Consider the following 17,602-nt stretch of genomic DNA (forward strand, 5'->3'; position numbering starts at 1 on the left):
CTACAAAACAAAAAACCGAAGCAAAAACGTTTTTGCTTCGATTTAAATTATTTATTTTTGACCCTTAATCTGTATCGGATTTTTAGGACGGGACACAATGCTGATTTTTTATTACAATTAAATCCAGATTTTATTATCATACGCTGCTTCCCAGAAATAATATTCCATTCGGGATGAGGTTAAAAATGCTTCTGTCATTTTTTCTCTAATGGCAGGAGTTGTAGAAGCTGCTACCTCATCGCAGATACTAATTGCCTGTTGTACGGCTTCTGCAAATTCTTCACCGCCATACGTTTCAATCCATTTTTGATAAGGATTATTTTCAGACTTTATGGTATTGTAAATGTGGTCACCTACTTTTTTATAAATCCAAAAACAGGGTAATACTGCTGCCATCGCTATTTCAACAGAATCGAGTGCAGCGGTACTCTTAAGAAAATGCACATAATGATGACAGACAGGTTGCATTGTACCTTTATCTTTTAAGCCAAAATCTTTGAAATAAGATTCATGAAGTGCGTTTTCGACGATAATTGCAGTTTCTGCATATTTCAGATATTGTAAGGTGTTGCTAATATCATGTGCTCTTGCTGCAATCAATGCCAATGCTCTTCCGAAATGCTCGAGATATAAAGAATCCTGAGCCATGTAAAACTGAAATTTTTCTTTGGGAAGACTTCCATCTGCCAATTGGGCAACAAAAGGCATGGTAAGAATAGCTTGATACCGTTCTTCAGTTTGTTTCCAGGTTAATTCAGACCAATTCATTTTTAATTATTTTATGGGGATTAAAAAAGTGATTAAGAGGACCATTTCCTTTTCCGACGACAACATCTTTTCCGTTTTTAATAGCTTCAAAAACATATTCCTGCGCTAATTCAACTGACTTAGACAACTCTTCACCTCTTGCTATAAAAGCAGCAATTGCCGAGGAAAGGGTACACCCGGAACCGTGGGTGTTATTTGTTTCAAATTTTATGGTTTCAAAAGTAGATTGTTTACCATTTTCTTCAAACAATAATGAAGTTACAGTGGGTAATTCCTGATGACCACCTTTGAGAAGGATGTTTTTGCAGCCTGATCTTAAAATTTTTTCACCGGCAATCTGCATATCTTCTAACGTTTTCACTTCCATTTGTGCCAATATTGAAGCTTCATCCATATTGGGGGTAATAATTTCTGCGATGGGAAATAATTGTTCAACGATAGTTTGAATGGTTTCCTCTTCAATCAAGCGATGTCCACTGGTAGCAACCATGACAGGATCAAATACAATGGGGATTTTTGGATATTTACTTAAAGTTTTCACAATGGTTTCAACTAATTGAGAAGTATGCACCATTCCAATTTTTATGGCATTAGGGAAAATGTCGTCGAGTACAGTTTCTATTTGATCTGCAATAGCTTCCACTGCAATAGGATATATTTTTCTTACGCCCATTGTATTTTGAACCGGAAGTGCAGTAAGTACAGATGTTGCATAACATCCCAAAGCTGAAAACGTTTTGATATCTGCCTGTATTCCTGCGCCGCCACTGCCATCAAAACCGGCAATCGTAAGAACGGTAGGATAAGTATATTTTTTCATTTTACTATTTCATTTTTAATTTCGTACGCTGCTTTTTCAGGATTTTCGGCACTGCAAATCGCAGATACAACAGCTAATGCATCGGCTCCCGCTTTTATAATGGAAGCTGCATTGTAGGAATTGATATTTCCGATGGCAACAAGTGGTTTTTCTGTAAGAGATCTTATTTTTGATAAACCATCCAATCCCCATTCTGTCACTGTATCTTTTTTGGTGTCGGTGCTAAATATGGGACTGATTCCCAGGTAATCTGACAATTCTGTGTTTACATTTTCAAGTTGGCTTAAATATTCAATAGAATATCCAATTATTTTATCTTTAAAAAACAATTCATTTCTGAGACTTGATGGAGATTTATCGTTATTCCCGACATGAATTCCTGCCGAACCAATTTTTTCAGCAACCTCAAAATGATCATTAATAATAAGTGGAATATTATATTTTTCGGTAATCTCTTTTAATGCGAATGCTTTCCGAAGAAAATCTTCTGTTGAGGTGTTTTTTTCACGCAGCTGAATAATATCAACGCCACCCAAAATTGATTTTTCTGCAACTTCAAGAAAATCTTTCCCCAAACAATCTTTCTCAGAAATAACCAAATACAGCTGATAAGGAAATGAAGGTTTTAAGATCATTGCTTTATCATTTTTAGATGAGCCGAAAATTCTTCTTCTGTAATATTGTACAGTTTATCAATGATATTGAGCTGTAAACTTCCCGGACCTGCACTTTGTTGAGCTGCTATTTCTCCAGCTATTCCTAGTAAACTCATTGCTGCAATAATAGCTTCTGTTTTGTTATCAATAACTCCGATAAAAGAACCAATCAGCGCAGTTGCAGTGCAACCTAATCCGGTAACTTTGGTCATCATTGGATGGCCGTTTTTTAAATGGATTTCTTGATTATCACTGATGATAATATCGGTTTCACCTGAAATACAAACTATCGATTTGTGATTTTTGACCAATGTTTTGGCAGCTTCTACAGCTTCATTACTTTTGGCAGTGCTGTCGACTCCTTTTGTAATCGTTTTACTGGCTTTTGAAAGGGCAATAATTTCAGAAGCATTTCCTCTGATTACAGTTGGATTTAAATAAAGTATCTTGCTTAAAACCGAATCACGGTAAGATGTTGCTCCGGCTCCAACAGGATCTAAAATCCAGGGTTTTTGTAATTCATTTGCTTTTTTTACTGCGATAAGCATGGCTTCTTCCCAATATTCATCGATTGTACCAATATTAATGACCAATGAGTGAGAAATATTAACCATTTCTTCTACTTCAGATTTTGCATGAGCCATTATAGGTGATGTACCAATTGCCAGAAGCGCATTCGCAGTGTTGTTCATTACAACATAATTGGTGATACTGTGAACGAGGGGAGAAGTATTTCTTACGTGAAGGATGTTGTGCCAAAGATTATTTTCCATTCTAATATTTTTATCAATAAAAGCTTTAGGATAAAATCCGGAACAACAGTCATTATTCAGAATATGACATATTGCTTTTCCCTACGTCGGTGTAAGCCGTATCAGGTTCAAAGGGACTCTCTCAATTCTTTTCAGAATACCCCTAAAGCGTAACACAAAAGTATTGAAAAATATTGATTTATAAATTAAAGACTGACAATGTCTTCGAAAATAAACGAAGTTTCTTCAAAGTTTTAATAAAATAAAACACTCTAAAACAAGATGCTTCAGAGTGCTTTTATAATAATGTAATAGATTTAATATTAAGCCGTTAGTTTTTCAATTTTCCCCAGTACATCATCGATATCGAAGGGTTTAGATATAAATTCATCAGCATTACAAGAGTTGATTACATTTTCTGCTTTTGCATGTGCACTGATAATCATTACCGGAATATTTGAGGTAGCCTCATTTTCTTTTATTTGGTTGCAAAGATCGGTACCTGAACCATCAGGTAATCTTACATCTAAAATAAAAACATCCGGTACGAACGATTGATCTCTATTGTTGAAGGCTTCAACGGTAGCAAATGAACGTACGTCATAATTTTCGAATGACAGGAGCAATTGTAATGCATCTCTGATGCCTGTCTCATCTTCTACGATAAAAATTGTTTTCATACATCTTGCTTGGCAAAAACAAAGCCAATATTGAGATAGCGAGCAAAAATTGCATCAAAAATCGGAATCTATGTTATTAATTATTAAATAATGTAAAATGTTTTTTTTTGATTTTAGACCACTGGTTTTTGGTTTAATGATTATACAATAGAAGTATGGAATTGACGTGTCTAAGCTTACCCGTTTCTTTCTTAGTTTAAGATGGTTTTCGGCTTTAAAGATTCTTACAGCGGGTATTTGTTAGTGTTTCTATTGTTTGATATTTGGGCAGGTAACTGCAGGATAGCTGAAATTTTCGATAAGTATACTTTTATAAAAATAAAAATATGAGAAATATCATGTCTTTAAGATTTAACTTTTCTTGCGTTTTAATTTAAGAGAAAGTATAAACAAGTAATAATTAATCATCAATCATAAAATGAAGAAATCTATAGTAACTTTGGGTATTTTGTTAAGTACCACAGGTTTTATCTTCGCACAGGAAAAAGATAGTATAAAAGCCAATACGAGTAATAAAACCAAGGATATTGAGGAAGTAGTTGTAATCGCTTACGGTACTCAGAAAAAGGGTGAAGTTACAGGTTCTGTAGGGCGAGTGAGCGCAGAAAGTTTCAAAGATCGTCCCATTGCGAGAGTAGACCAGGCTTTAACTGGGCAGATTGCCGGTGTTAAAACTCGTTCTACAACGGGGAAACCTGGAGAACCCGTGGAAATTAGAGTTCGTGGTACTGCTTCTATATCTGCAAATAATTCACCTTTGTATGTTATCGACGGAATTGTTGCCGACGACATGGCAAATATCTCACCTGATGATGTGCAATCGATTGAAGTTTTAAAAGACGCTGCGTCAACTGCAATGTATGGTTCAAGAGGGTCAAATGGTATCGTTATCGTCACCACAAAAAAAGGAGTTTCAGGAAAACCTTCATTTACATTTTCTCAGTATTATGGGGTACAGACTATTGAGAAAAAGCTAGACATCATGAGCAGTGCAGAATGGATAGATTATGCAACAGAATCAATTAATAAAAGGTGGGTTGCTTTAGCTCCTGGTAATTCGGCTTCCGACAGTTATGAAGTAAGAGCAAAATATTTTAATTTACCCAATACTACCGATTACAATTTAGCCAACATCAACTATATGCTAGATCCGAGATGGGGAACTAATCAGTTGGCAAATATTGATTGGCAGGATGCTTTTTATCGCCCGGCTGCTATCCAAAATTATCAATTGTCGGTAAGAGGAGGGAGCAGTAATGTGAAGTATGCGATTTCGGCAGCCTATTTTGATCAGGAAGGTATGGCTTTAAATACTGGTTTTAATAGATTCAATTTAAGTGCTGTTGTTGATGTTAATATCTCAAGTAAATGGAAAGCGGGAATTGCATTAAGACCAAGTTATTCACAAAGTTATGGCGCTGCCGTAGATGGAAAAGATAACGAAGCACATAAAATGCTTTCTATGGTTCCGGTCGCAGAATTAGGAGCGGGACTTTATACCAACTTCTGGAATAATATACGATACAGATGGGCGGGTTCTACCGTGAGTCCGATTGGTACTTTAGAAAATACAACCAATAACACCAACGAGTTTAGAATGTTATCTAGTATGTATATGTCTTATGACATTTTACCAGATTTAAATTTTAAGATTTCAGGAGCGGCGACTAATAATTTTAACATCAATAACGGCTATATTCCAACCTTCAATTTGGTGACCAATATTCCGGGGCAGGTAAGTATTGGAAGCCGTAGAACGGTAAATTATAACAGATATTTAGGAGAAGCTTTATTGAACTATAAAAAGACTTTCGGAAGTCATAGTATTGCCGCCCTTGCAGGATATAGTGCAGAAAATTCCAGAACGACTAGTCAATACAACCGTAACAAAGGTTTTGCGAATGATGATCTGAAAACATTCAACTTTACGCAATCTGCTTCTGTATTAAATTCAGAATATACCGCTTCAGAATGGATGTTAACGTCATTGTTTGGACGTGTAAATTACGATTACCAAAAGAAATATATGGTGTTTGCAAGTATTCGTAGAGACGGTTCTTCCAGATTTGGTTGGGATAATCTTTACGGAACTTTTGCCGCATTTGGTGGAGCTTGGAAGGTTGACAAAGAAGAATTTTTAAAGAACCAATCTTGGTTAAGCAACCTGAAACTACGTTACAGTTGGGGAGAAAACGGAAATAATGCCATTGGTGATTATAAGTCTTTTGGAACATTAACAGGAGGGAATTACTCATTTGGAGGTAATTTATCTAATGGTTTAGTCCCAAACAGCATTGAAAATCGTATTTTAACTTGGGAGAAAACACAATCATCAGATTTTGGTTTTGAATTGGGACTATTCAACAGGATTGATCTCTCAGTTGATTATTATACTAAAAAAACCAAAGCTCTTCTTCTTCAAGAGCCTATACTTTTAGCAACTGGTTTTCCAAGCATTATTGGAAACGTGGGATCTGTGGAGAATAAAGGTTTAGAATTTGAATTAAGCACCAAAAACTTAACAGGTCAATTTAAGTGGAACACTTCTGCCAATATTGCATTTAATAATAATAAAGTATTGCAATTAGGGAATAACAACAAGCCTATTTATACAGGTTTTAGTAACTTAACAAATGTTATACAGGTCGGTGAAGAACTGAACTCTTTTTATCTTTATGAAGCAATCGGGGTTTTATCAAGTGCAGATATCAATAATACTGGTGTTGCGAAAACAACTGGTGCCATTGCAGGAGACGTGAAGTACAGAGATTTTAACGGTGATGGTAAAATTGACGAAAACGACCGTCATATCATCGGTAGTCCCACTCCTGATTATTATTGGGGATTTACCAACACATTTTCATACAAAGGATTTGATCTTTCTGTATTTTTTCAAGGTCAGAAAGGAGGTTATAGCTACGCTTTGTTAGGTCGTGCAATCGATCGCCCTGGAATGGGAACCACAACCAACGTAATGGGGAACTGGGCAAACCGTTGGCGTTCTGATGCAGATCCTGGAGACGGTAAAACCCCAAGATTAGATGGTACTACAGGAGGTCTTTTAGATACAAGATGGTTATATGATGCCACTTATATTCAGCTTAAAAATGTGACTTTAGGATATAATTTCCCACAGGAATTGGTAAGCAAATTAAAGGTCTCAAACCTTAGACTCTATGTGAGTTTAGAAAATGTGTGGAGAAAAGATCATTATTACGGTGGTTACAACCCAGAATCTGTACAGTCAGACGGTACCGATTACGGAGCATATCCTAATGCAAAAGTGTATATGATGGGCCTAAACTTTAATTTCTAAAATTTTTACAATGAAGACAACTACAATAAATATATCCAGATCACCATTTAATATGAAAAATTTAGGAAAAGTATTGATTTTTGGTGCATTAACATTCGGAACAATAAGTTGTAGCCGAGAAGATTTGATGCTTGAACCTGAAAATAATATTACCCAAACCTCTTTTTACACTACAGAATTGCAGATTCAACAGGCCGTTTCGGGAGTGTATTCGGCGATGATCAATGCTTCTTCGAGAGGTGGCTATGATGTGAATTTTTACTTATTAGCATCAGAAGTTCGTTCTAATAATTATACCGCACTTTCACAAAACGGAAACAGAGATTATTACGCGATCAATCGTTTTCAAGACAATTCTACCACAGAAGAGATGGAAGTTCTTTGGGAAGATGCCTATCAAATGGTCACGTATGCCAATAATATTTTAGTAAGAATTGATAATGTTCCTTTTGCAAGCGAAGCAACAAAAGAACAATACCGTTCAGAAACCCGTTTCTTAAGAGCGTATGCTTATTTTGAATTGATGCGTTCTTTTGGGAAAGTTCCTTTAATCGAAAAACCCGTGAGTCCTACTGAAGCGGCTGCAATACCAAGAACAGATCTAGCAACACTTTATAACTTCGTTACTTCAGAACTTGAGGCTTCTGTAGCAGGATTGAAAAATATACATGATGCAGCTAATAAAGGAAGGATTACCAAGTCTGCAGCTCACGCAATGTTAGGTAGAATTTATCTTACAGGATCGGGTTATCCTTTAAATAACAGTTCTTACGTTGCAAAAGCAAAAGATCATTTGTTTGCTGTCATTCAGGGGGAAGGTCAGTATGTTACCTGGTCACCGAACTATGCAGATTTGTTTAAAAGTACGAATGACAACAAATATCACATCTTCGAAATCCAGCATATAAGCGGAGGTTTGTCACAAGGTTCTTATTTGCCGAGCTATGTTTCTCCAAATTTTGGTACCGCTGATCCTTTGTATAATCCGCAGGGAAGTTTATTTACCTCAGGTGAATTAGGAGTTTCTCAATCTTTGATTAATTCTTATGAAGCGGGAGATTTAAGAAAAGCGGTAACGGTTAAAACCCAGTTCATCGCACAAAACGGATTGGTAGACAATGCCAATTATTTCATTAAATTCCGTGAGCCCGGAAAAGTGATCACCAACCGTTACGATTGGCCAATTAATTTCCCGATCATCCGTTACGAAGATGTTCTTTTGATGTATGCTGAAGTTTTAAATACTCAGGGAAGTACAAGTACAGCTGTTCCTTATTTGAATAGAATTCGTCAGAGAGCAGGGCTTGCGGCTGTTTCTACATCAATTTCTGCAGCAGATTTCACAACGGCACTTCGTAAAGAAAGAAGAGTAGAGTTTGCAGGAGAAGGTATTTATTGGCATGATTTGGTACGTTGGAATACTGGAGTGGCGGTCATCAATCAGGCTGCAGCTGTTTTAAACTACAATTTTACCATTACAACCAACGATTATTTATACCAAGTTCCTTTATCTCAAATCCAGATTGCGGGATACGATCAAAATCCTTAAAAGATGTTTTAAAAAGTTGACTGATATTTTTGAAAATGAATATCAGTCAGCTTTATCTTCATACAAAAAGAAAATCCCGAAGCGCAATTGCTCCGGGATTTTTTCGTAATTATATGATATTGATTTAGTGTCTCTTAAATAATATTTCGTCCATTTTTGACTGTTTTACATAGATCTTTTGAAAACTTACCGGCATGTATTGATATAACATTTCCCATTGATGAGTGTCGGTTTGTTTTTTAAAACTCTTGAAAGATCTTACAAAAAGATTTTCAATAATCTGTTTTACGTTTTGTGTTCCGTTTCTATAAATCCAGCCCATCATTTTAATGTTGTGGTTCACAATGTTAATTTTCGATTCCTGTAAAAGGTTTTTCAGGTGATCTACTGTTGTCTGAATAATTCCTGCAAAGTTATCTTGTGCTGAAAGTTGCACTATTTCCTTTTGTAATGAAGGATAGAATACTTTTAAATGTTCAATTGCCCCATTTTCATTAATTACTTTCTTCTCAATATTCTTCATTTTAAATATTTTTCAAAACATTCTTGTATTAGCTAAAAGTGTACCAATTGCTCTATCGAGATGTTAAAAAAACTACTCTTCATGTTAATTTTGTTTTAAGTTTAAATCTTTTGGTAAGCCTATTGTTAATAGTTATTTTAGTGAATTTTTATTTCTTTGTTTAGTGATTAAAATTGTAATTCGTTGATTTTAATTGGATTAATTGATACTGGTTTTTATTGTTTAGTAATGAAACATTTAAATGGTATAATGAAAATTTTTAAAGTCAAATTTTAAATTCTTAGAATTAAGAAATTTAAAATCTTCATTTTTTTTTTGTAATCTTCACAATTTTTGAGACAAAGATTGGTTTCAAAAATTTATTATTTTAAGCTTAATCAGCAACTTGTTGCTATCTTTGCCCCTTAAAGAGCTTTATCCATTTATTAAATCTTTGCGTTTTAAATATATCTATTTAAAGGATATTCATTAAAGATAAATATACAATTAGTCGATTTTAATTTTCAGAATAAATATATTTGCAATCCATAAAAATCAGAGATGTTTACAAAAATCGTAGTTCACAGAGTCGGAAATAAAATCAACGGAGAATCACTTATACTTTCACAGGAAGAACTTCAATTGGATGAAGGCACGGTAGAAATGCTTGAAAATTACTTTTTAGGCTCTTTTAAAACTGAAGAAACCTACCAGTTTTACAGCGATTCTTATTTGGTAAACAATCCGGTTTTCAGTTCGGTATCTGAAATTTTTGATGATAAAGCCAAGTTTCTTTGGGAAGCAGAAAATATTGCAAAACATCTTTTCGAAGCTGCAGAAAATCCTAGAGTTCAGGGTGGAGAATTATTTATCGTTTTCTTTGAAGACGAAAGAGAAAGCGAGGAAAGAGTAGATAAAATCGGAATTTTTAAAACCGAGAAAAGAGACTCTTTCTTAAAGATATTCCCTAAAAACGAGTCTTTCGAAATTGAAAAAGATCAGGGAATCAGTCTGTCAAAAATCGATAAAGCAGCCCTGATTTACAATAACAATAAAGAAAGTGGCTATGTACTTTCCGTGGTTGACAACAATAAAAACGGAGATATGTATTACTGGTTCGAAGATTTCTTAAAGGTAAAACAACGTGATGATGAGTATTTTCATACGCAGGAAGCTTTGATGGTTTACAAAGATTTTATCGTGAAACAGCTTCCGCAGGAATTTGAAGTTTCAAAAGCGGATCAGGCTGACTTTTTAAACCAATCCATTAATTTCTTTAAAGAAAAAGAAGAGTTCAAGCTGGATGAATTTGCTGCTGAAGTCTTAAAAGACGAGCATGTAATCGAAAGTTTTAACAATTATAAAACCGATTACGAACAGGAAATGCAGATCAATATCGCCGAAGAATTCCCGATCAGTGAAGCGGCAGTGAAAAAAACGCAGCGACATTTCAAAAGTATTATTAAATTAGATAAAAATTTTCATATCTACATTCATGGTGATCGAAAAATGCTTGAGCAGGGGCAGGATGAGAAAGGGAAATTTTATATGCTTTACTTTGATAAAGAAGTATAGAGATTAGTTTAAAATAAATTTCGATCATTTTATGGAAAAAAACTACAGATTTATTGCCATCAGTTCGCTGGCAATATCCCTCATTGGTATTTTAAGTTGCTTTTATTCGTTTTACAGGGTGTGGAATGGAGCATCGCAGTTTAATACAATTCCTGAAATTTTTCGAATTTTATTTTCATTCAGTACATTAAATTTAGATTTTACCAATCGATTTGAGCATCTTGATATATGGAATTTTGTATTTTATCTGCTGCTGTTCATTGGCTCGTTGCAGTTTATAAAAACTAAAGGAAAAGAAACACGTTTCATTGGTTTTGTATTTTCTGTGATTTTTTTTAATGCTATTATTGTGCTTTTACAAAGTACATTTTATAAATTTTTCATTACAAAATGGCAGGATGTAACGTCTCTGCAAATATTTTCTATAATCATCGGTTATCTTGCTTTAATGGTCGTTTTGTATGTAAGTTATCGAGTTTTGAAACTGATTAAAAGCGGAAAAGAAATAGACGTAATAATAACTGAGAACAAAACGATTGTTACCGATACCGGAAAGTGGCAGCGGTTTTTTCATTGGGTTGTTGATGTTGCGGTGATGTCGTTAGTTGTGATTCCTGTGATTATAAGTTTAGGATATTGGCTTGCAGATTCTGGTATTTTGAGCGGAAATGAAACGCTTCAGATATTTTTTAGAGGAAGATGGTCTTTGTACACCATTATTTTCTTATTCATTCTTATTTATTACCCGATTTCAGAGATTCTTTTTGGGTCATCACCCGGAAAGTTTTTAACGGAATCCAGAGTTGTTAATTCTAAAGCAGAATCTCCCAATTCGTCTACAATATTTTTGAGGACTTTATGTAGAAATATACCGTTCGATGCACTTTCTTTTTTCTCTAAAAGAGGATGGCACGACTCGCTTTCTGAAACGTATGTGGTGAAAGAGAAAAGAACTGGTTTTAAAACCAATAGATTATTGTGGATTTTACCGGTTTTAGGAATTTATCTTTCGGTAATGTATTTCGGAAAACGATTTTATACTGAGTATAAAGCCAGTATTGAATTTAATAATACAATGTCTGAAAAACTAAACTTTTTGGAATCTGAAATTAAAAATCCAAACACGAATCAGTTTTTTGTAGTGAATGATGTTGACTATTACGGAAACATAAACAATTATGGTTTTAAAATAGAAAAAATTGAAGGCAGCAAAATAACAATCAAGAGAATTATTGGCGAATCTCTATCAGAATCCAGCTTTGCACAGGCAAAATATCTTTATGATCAACAGAAAGATACAGCAAAAACATTTATTATCAGAAGAGATAATCTGGTGAATATTTTCCCAAAAACTCAGGAGGAAATTTACCGTCCGGTGAGAACATTGGAGTTTTTCGAACCGGGAATTCGCTACGGAATTGAAAATGTTTACAATTTTGCGACCCCCTATTTACAGGTTTCGATAGGCTCTGATAGCAATGATTACAGTAATCATAATGCATCTGTATATTTTCAGAATCTTGGTGGAAGTGGAACGATACTCAATATAAAAAATATCAATAATGATATTAAATGGAAAACCTCTTTTCCGTTAAAAGTAACGAATGATGTGCAGTCTCCTACAATTGTTCCGGTAGAAAATTTTAAAGTAAGTGAAAGAAATATTTCACAAATTGAGATGCTAGATTCTTTAAAACAAAAACATATTTATCTGTTGAAAACCAATGGCATGCAGGCGGAAGTGACAGAGGTTAAGTAAATAATAAATATTATAAATTATTTTTGTAATGTTAATTAATTTCTTAATAATTGTGAATTATGATTAGTATTTAAGTAATTAAATTCTGTATTTATTTTAATAAATCATAATTATTGTTAATAATTGTTGTATATGTAATCTCGCATACCACACGAGGATTGTTTTGGCGGATTATTTAGCTATCTTTGATTTTTATTAGCATATTATGAATTTTGTTGAATGTCATGATGAGCCCATTCATATTCCGGGCTACATACAAAGTTTCGGATACTTGATTGGCATCGAGACAACTTCTCTTACCATTGCTTTCATCAGTGAAAATATCTCGGATATTTTTAAAATAGAACGTTGTGAAAATCTTTTTGGAAAAAAGCTTTCGCAGTTTCCTGAAGTATTTCAAACAGTATTAGATTCAGACATTTTCAAAGATGCAGGGTTTCTTTCAAAAAGAGAAAATGAAACCTACTTCGACAAAATTGTAATCGCCGAAAAACAATATCACTTCTCGGTTTTCAGAGCGAATGATTATATTTTCCTCGAGTTTGAAGCAGTTTCTGAAAACCATCAGAAGCGCATTACCAATAAATATGATAATTTTTATATTATCGATAACGAACAGGAAATCTGGGATCAATTGCTCAATACAGTTTCCAATATCATCAATTATGACCGGATCATGGTCTATAAATTTATGAATGATGGTTCCGGGAAAGTGATTTCAGAAAAAACAAACAGTCATCTGGAAAGCTATTTAGGACTTCATTATCCTGAACACGATATTCCGAGACAGGCGCGTGAGCTTTATAAAAAGAAAAGAAAAAGAATATTTTCTAATGTTTACTCAGAGCCGGTGCGTATTCTCAGCCGAAGCGGAAAAAATATAGATCTTACTTTTGTGGCTTCCAGAGCAATGTCTCCCATACATGGTCAGTACATCAAAAACTCCGGAGCTTCATCAAGTTTCAGTATTTCAATTATTATTGATGATGAATTGTGGGGATTGGTAACCTGTCAAAATTCTGAACCAAAACATATAGATCTTGAAGATCGTGTACAGGCTGGAATTTTTACTGTTTTGGCATCTAATGCCTATTCTTCTTTTAAATCTAAAAAAGAATTACAATACAGAATTGATCTTAATGAAAAATTGTATGCGCTTAAGTCTGAATTTTTAGAGCACGGCACTTTATTCGAGTCATTAGAATTTAATAAATCTCAGCTTAGACTTATGCCTAAGGCTGATGGATTGGCAATTATTTCGGACAATGAAATTATTACGGACGGAGCTACGCCTCAGCGCGAAATTATTAATAAAATTGTAAACTGGGCATACGAAAATACCTCAGAAAATGTCTTTATAAGTAATCGTTTTCTGAAAGATTATGGAGCCGAATTAGGCTTAAATTCGGATACTGCAGGAATCATCATCTATTTTGTTGAGCGTAGTAAGAAAGAAATTTTGATATGGTTCAGAAAAGAATTTGACGAGCACATCAGCTGGGCAGGAAATCCTGAAAAAAAGATTGAAACTTTCTCAAAAAACGGTCAGGAAATAAGAACCATATCACCAAGAGAATCTTTTCAGGTTTTCACTGAAAATATAAAGGGAAAATCAAAAAGATGGAGCTCTAAAAACCAGATTGCGGTACACCTTATCCGTGATCTTATCTTTGAAACTTCGCATAAACAATATATTACCATAAAAAAGCTGAATGATCAGCTGAAAAAAGTAAATGAGGAACTAGACAGTTTTTCTTATACGATTTCGCATGATTTGGGAACTCCGCTTACGGTAATGAAGCTGAATGCACAGATGCTGCTCAATAGTTTGGGGGATATAGAAGACAAAGACAAAAATAAAATCAATTCTATCATCGGCGAAATCGATAATATGGCAGAAATGATGCAGAATGTACTTCAGCTTAGCCGTGCAAAACACAGCGAAATACAGCTGGAAACCATCGAAACCAATCTCACCATTCGTAAGATTACGGAGAATGCAAAGATCACGTACGATAGCCAAAAAAGTATGGTAGTGATTAAAGAATGTCCTGAAGTTTTGGCGGATAAAACGATGCTACATCAGGTATTTTTAAACATCATTAATAACGCAGTAAAATATTCATCAGATCAGGAACAGCCGATTATCGAAATAGAAGGAACAGAAGCCGGAGACAAAATTATCTACCGTATCAAAGACAACGGTATCGGAATTCCTGCAGAAAATAAGCATAAAATGTTTAAAATTTTCAACCGTATGGATAATGCCAAAAAGTTCAAGGGAAATGGAGTAGGGCTTTCGATTGTTCACAGAATTATGAATAGATTGGGCGGAAACGTAGATTATGAGAGTAATAAAGAAGGAACTTGTTTTATTTTAACGTTTCAAAAACCTAAATTTGTGCAACTTTAAAACAAAAATATGGTATCTGAATATCTAAAACAAAATACGGCGGAGTATCACGATGCTGCCGAAAAGCTTTTTAATTCTGAGAAAATTTTTAATAAAACTTTCACTTTAGAAGATTACAAAAAAATAATCAACACCAATTATTTGATGCTTCTTCACAGTGAAAATAAAATATTCAACAACCTTTCTGAAAATTTTTCTGAAAAACTTCAGTTAGATCAAAGAGTAAAGCTTCCTTTAATCGAAAAAGATTTAGCAAGTTTAGCTTTAGAAAACCAAACAGCTTCTCACGAATTTGAATTGGCGAATGAACATGAAGCTTTAGGAGCAATGTATGTCATTGAAGGTTCTACTTTGGGTGGAAATGTTATCGCAAAGCAACTTTCTAAAACTGAAGGTTTTGATGATGTAACTTTCAACTTTTTCGGATGTTATCAGGAAAATACAGGACCGATGTGGAAAAACTTTAAAGAAGTTTTGGATACTGAAGTTACTGAAGAAAACTACAACCAGGTATTGTCAGGAGCTAAAAAATTATATACGTTTTTACTAAACGTTAATTAATTTCCTTAAATAATAATTAAAATTCCCGAAAGATTGCTCAATTTTTCGGGAATTTGTACATTTGGGAAGCAAAAATTAAACTAACAAAATAAATAATAAAAAAGTATTATGAAACTGTAAAGTTCCATAATGCCAATTAAAAACAATAAATCAATATATTATGAAAGTAACTGTAGTAGGTGCAGGCGCTGTAGGTGCAAGTTGTGCAGAATACATCGCAATGAAAGACTTCTGTTCAGAAGTAGTTTTAGTAGATATCAAAGAAGGTTTTGCTGAAGGAAAAGCAATGGACTTGATGCAGACTGCATCTTTGAACGGATTTGATACAAAAATTACCGGTACAACAGGAGATTACAGCAAAACAGCAGGTTCCCATGTAGCAGTAATCACTTCTGGTATCCCAAGAAAGCCGGGAATGACAAGAGAAGAATTAATCGGTATCAATGCGGGAATCGTAAAAGAAGTTACTGAAAACTTAGTAAAAAATTCTCCGGAAGTAATCATAATCGTGGTTTCTAACCCAATGGATACAATGGCTTATTTGGTACACAAAACTTCAGGTCTTCCTAAGCACAAAATCATCGGTATGGGTGGTGCTTTAGATTCTGCAAGATTCAAATACAGATTGGCTGAAGCTTTAGAAGCTCCAATCTCTGATGTTGACGGTATGGTAATCGCTGCTCACAGTGATACAGGAATGCTTCCTTTATTGAGCAAAGCGACAAGAAACGGAGTTCCTGTAACTGAGTTCCTTGACGAAGCAAAACAAAATTATGTAATTGAAGAAACTAAAGTTGGTGGTGCTACATTAACTAAATTATTAGGTACTTCAGCTTGGTATGCTCCAGGTGCGGCAGTTTCTGTAATGGTTCAGGCAATCGCTTGTGACCAAAAGAAAATGATCCCTTGTTCATTAATGCTTGACGGAGAATATGGCGAAAGCGATATCTGTTTAGGTGTTCCTGCAATTATCGGGAAAAACGGTGTTGAAAGCATCGTAACAATTTCTTTAACTGAAGAAGAAAAAGCTAAATTTGCTGAAGCTGCACAAGCAGTAAGAGAAGTAAATGGTGATTTGAAGTTTTAATTGATTAGACTTTATATAAATAGAATCCGCATCGTAAGATGCGGATTTTTTTTTTGTTAGATTTCTATTAAAATTTATTTTATAAGATTTGATTTATTTTTAGTTCTTATGTTTAGAAATATCAATATTATTTGAGTTGTTATGAATATAAAAAATGGAATTGTAAAAGCGGGATAATTTAAAGCTTCAATAGAAACGTACATGAGCCGGCTTGCAACTGCTGAAATCATAAGTATAAAACTGATTAACGAAATTAAGGCAGGATACTTACTCTTTATAAAGCTAAGAATAACTCCTGCAATACCTAAAAATGCACAAAAAGTTGATCAATATTTCCAAAATCAAACACAGTAAATAACCATAAGATAAAAGGAATTGGTATCATTTGTCCAATCAGCATAATTAATGAATACGATATGATAGAAAATATCTTTAAATATCTCATTATTAGTTACTAAAGTTTAAAGTAAATTGTTTTTGAGAAGTTGTCACTAATTTATATGACGTTTACTTAATGAAATTACTTTACAGAAATATTCGTAATTTTCGCTTTCAAAGCTTGTCTTTCACTGTCACTATATGAATTAATAGTCTTACTTATTTTCACCCCTCAAAATCTCCACAATCATGTTCTTCAAATTTTTCAATCAATGTTTCAGGAGTGTAGAATTCTGATATTCTTTTATTTTTTAAGTCAGGTTTTTTGCCTTCAAATGTTAGTTGATAAATGGGTTCGTTCTCAACTTTCGTAAAGATAAAAGTTGTTTCTGAAGTTGTAATTTTTAAGATATTGCCAGATTTTTCATATTTGAAGTCTTTAAATCTTTTAAAATCATTATCATCACATACATTTACAATATCAAAATTTTTCTTGTTGATTTTAAACACTGCTAAATCACATGCATAACAGTTTCCACTGAATTCTGTACCGTATTTTTTGAAAACATTTTTACTTTTAGATTCCTTCAGTTCAATCGGAGCAAGTTTGCTGTATTCTGAAAAATCAATATCCTGAATTTCCTTTTTGTCAGCTGGTTTTTCGGTTTTCGGCTGAGTGATTTGTTCTGTTGCTGTTATTTGTTTTTCAGTTTTCTTATTCTCCGATTTGCAGGAAAAAATTAATAATGATAAAGCTATACAGCAAAGTGAAAGTGTTTTTTTCAT

Annotated in this window: 15 protein-coding genes and 1 riboswitch; of the genes, 8 read left to right on the plus strand and 7 right to left on the minus strand. The window is 33.9% G+C overall.

The window, feature by feature from the left end; translation table 11 throughout:
- Window positions 1-117: 117 nt before the first annotated feature.
- From tenA to B5X64_RS11135, 5 genes are all read right to left on the minus strand, one after another.
- On the minus strand, window positions 118-768 hold the full coding sequence (tenA, locus tag B5X64_RS11115) for a thiaminase II (protein WP_079465313.1): 651 nt from the start codon (window positions 766-768) through the stop codon (window positions 118-120).
- Window positions 755-1,588 carry a bifunctional hydroxymethylpyrimidine kinase/phosphomethylpyrimidine kinase gene (gene thiD, locus B5X64_RS11120; protein ID WP_079465314.1) on the minus strand — a complete coding sequence of 278 codons (834 nt, stop codon included), beginning with the start codon at window positions 1,586-1,588 and terminating at the stop codon, window positions 755-757. The genes tenA and thiD overlap by 14 nt, the downstream gene beginning before the upstream one ends.
- A complete protein-coding gene (thiE, locus tag B5X64_RS11125; RefSeq protein WP_079465315.1) occupies window positions 1,585-2,223 on the minus strand; it encodes a thiamine phosphate synthase in 639 nt (212 codons plus the stop codon). The genes thiD and thiE overlap by 4 nt, the downstream gene beginning before the upstream one ends.
- Window positions 2,220-3,017, minus strand: coding sequence for a hydroxyethylthiazole kinase (thiM, locus tag B5X64_RS11130; protein ID WP_172459106.1), 798 nt, complete (start codon window positions 3,015-3,017; stop codon window positions 2,220-2,222). The genes thiE and thiM overlap by 4 nt, the downstream gene beginning before the upstream one ends.
- Window positions 3,018-3,078: 61 nt before the next feature.
- Window positions 3,079-3,171, minus strand: a riboswitch (TPP riboswitch).
- 148 nt (window positions 3,172-3,319) lie between these two features.
- Window positions 3,320-3,676 (minus strand): response regulator, encoded by a 357-nt coding sequence (locus tag B5X64_RS11135; protein ID WP_079465317.1) that lies wholly within the window; start codon window positions 3,674-3,676, stop codon window positions 3,320-3,322.
- Window positions 3,677-4,094: 418 nt separating this feature from the next.
- On the opposite strand from B5X64_RS11135, the gene B5X64_RS11140 reads away from it, so the two are divergent.
- Together B5X64_RS11140 and B5X64_RS11145 are read left to right on the plus strand one after the other, a co-directional pair.
- Entirely contained in the window at window positions 4,095-6,992 is a 2,898-nt protein-coding gene (locus B5X64_RS11140; RefSeq protein WP_079465318.1) for a SusC/RagA family TonB-linked outer membrane protein, read from the plus strand.
- Window positions 6,993-7,002: 10 nt separating this feature from the next.
- Window positions 7,003-8,541, plus strand: a complete 1,539-nt coding sequence (locus B5X64_RS11145; protein WP_079465319.1) for a RagB/SusD family nutrient uptake outer membrane protein — start codon at window positions 7,003-7,005, stop codon at window positions 8,539-8,541.
- A 124-nt stretch (window positions 8,542-8,665) separates the two neighbouring features.
- Here the strand turns inward: B5X64_RS11145 and B5X64_RS11150 are convergent, their stop codons facing one another.
- Window positions 8,666-9,064 carry a DUF7674 family protein gene (locus tag B5X64_RS11150; protein WP_066676224.1) on the minus strand — a complete coding sequence of 133 codons (399 nt, stop codon included), beginning with the start codon at window positions 9,062-9,064 and terminating at the stop codon, window positions 8,666-8,668.
- Between the two features lie 540 nt (window positions 9,065-9,604).
- On the opposite strand from B5X64_RS11150, the gene B5X64_RS11155 reads away from it, so the two are divergent.
- The 6 genes from B5X64_RS11155 (at window position 9,605) to B5X64_RS23040 (ending at window position 16,792) form a co-directional block, all read left to right on the plus strand.
- A complete protein-coding gene (locus tag B5X64_RS11155; protein WP_079465320.1) occupies window positions 9,605-10,618 on the plus strand; it encodes a nucleoid-associated protein in 1,014 nt (337 codons plus the stop codon).
- Window positions 10,619-10,649: 31 nt separating this feature from the next.
- Window positions 10,650-12,377 carry an RDD family protein gene (locus B5X64_RS11160; protein WP_079465321.1) on the plus strand — a complete coding sequence of 576 codons (1,728 nt, stop codon included), beginning with the start codon at window positions 10,650-10,652 and terminating at the stop codon, window positions 12,375-12,377.
- Window positions 12,378-12,582: 205 nt separating this feature from the next.
- A complete protein-coding gene (locus tag B5X64_RS11165; protein ID WP_079465322.1) occupies window positions 12,583-14,790 on the plus strand; it encodes an ATP-binding protein in 2,208 nt (735 codons plus the stop codon).
- Between the two features lie 9 nt (window positions 14,791-14,799).
- Window positions 14,800-15,351: a biliverdin-producing heme oxygenase gene (locus B5X64_RS11170; protein WP_079465323.1), complete on the plus strand. Its 552-nt coding sequence runs from the start codon at window positions 14,800-14,802 to the stop codon at window positions 15,349-15,351.
- 160 nt (window positions 15,352-15,511) lie between these two features.
- Window positions 15,512-16,438 (plus strand): malate dehydrogenase, encoded by a 927-nt coding sequence (locus B5X64_RS11175; protein ID WP_079465324.1) that lies wholly within the window; start codon window positions 15,512-15,514, stop codon window positions 16,436-16,438.
- Window positions 16,439-16,639: 201 nt separating this feature from the next.
- On the plus strand, window positions 16,640-16,792 hold the full coding sequence (locus tag B5X64_RS23040; RefSeq protein WP_228418879.1) for a hypothetical protein: 153 nt from the start codon (window positions 16,640-16,642) through the stop codon (window positions 16,790-16,792).
- A gap of 249 nt (window positions 16,793-17,041) precedes the next feature.
- Here the strand turns inward: B5X64_RS23040 and B5X64_RS11180 are convergent, their stop codons facing one another.
- Window positions 17,042-17,602 carry a hypothetical protein gene (locus tag B5X64_RS11180; RefSeq protein ID WP_079465325.1) on the minus strand — a complete coding sequence of 187 codons (561 nt, stop codon included), beginning with the start codon at window positions 17,600-17,602 and terminating at the stop codon, window positions 17,042-17,044.

Source organism: Chryseobacterium balustinum, from assembly GCF_900168205.1.
Classification (GTDB): domain Bacteria; phylum Bacteroidota; class Bacteroidia; order Flavobacteriales; family Weeksellaceae; genus Chryseobacterium; species Chryseobacterium balustinum.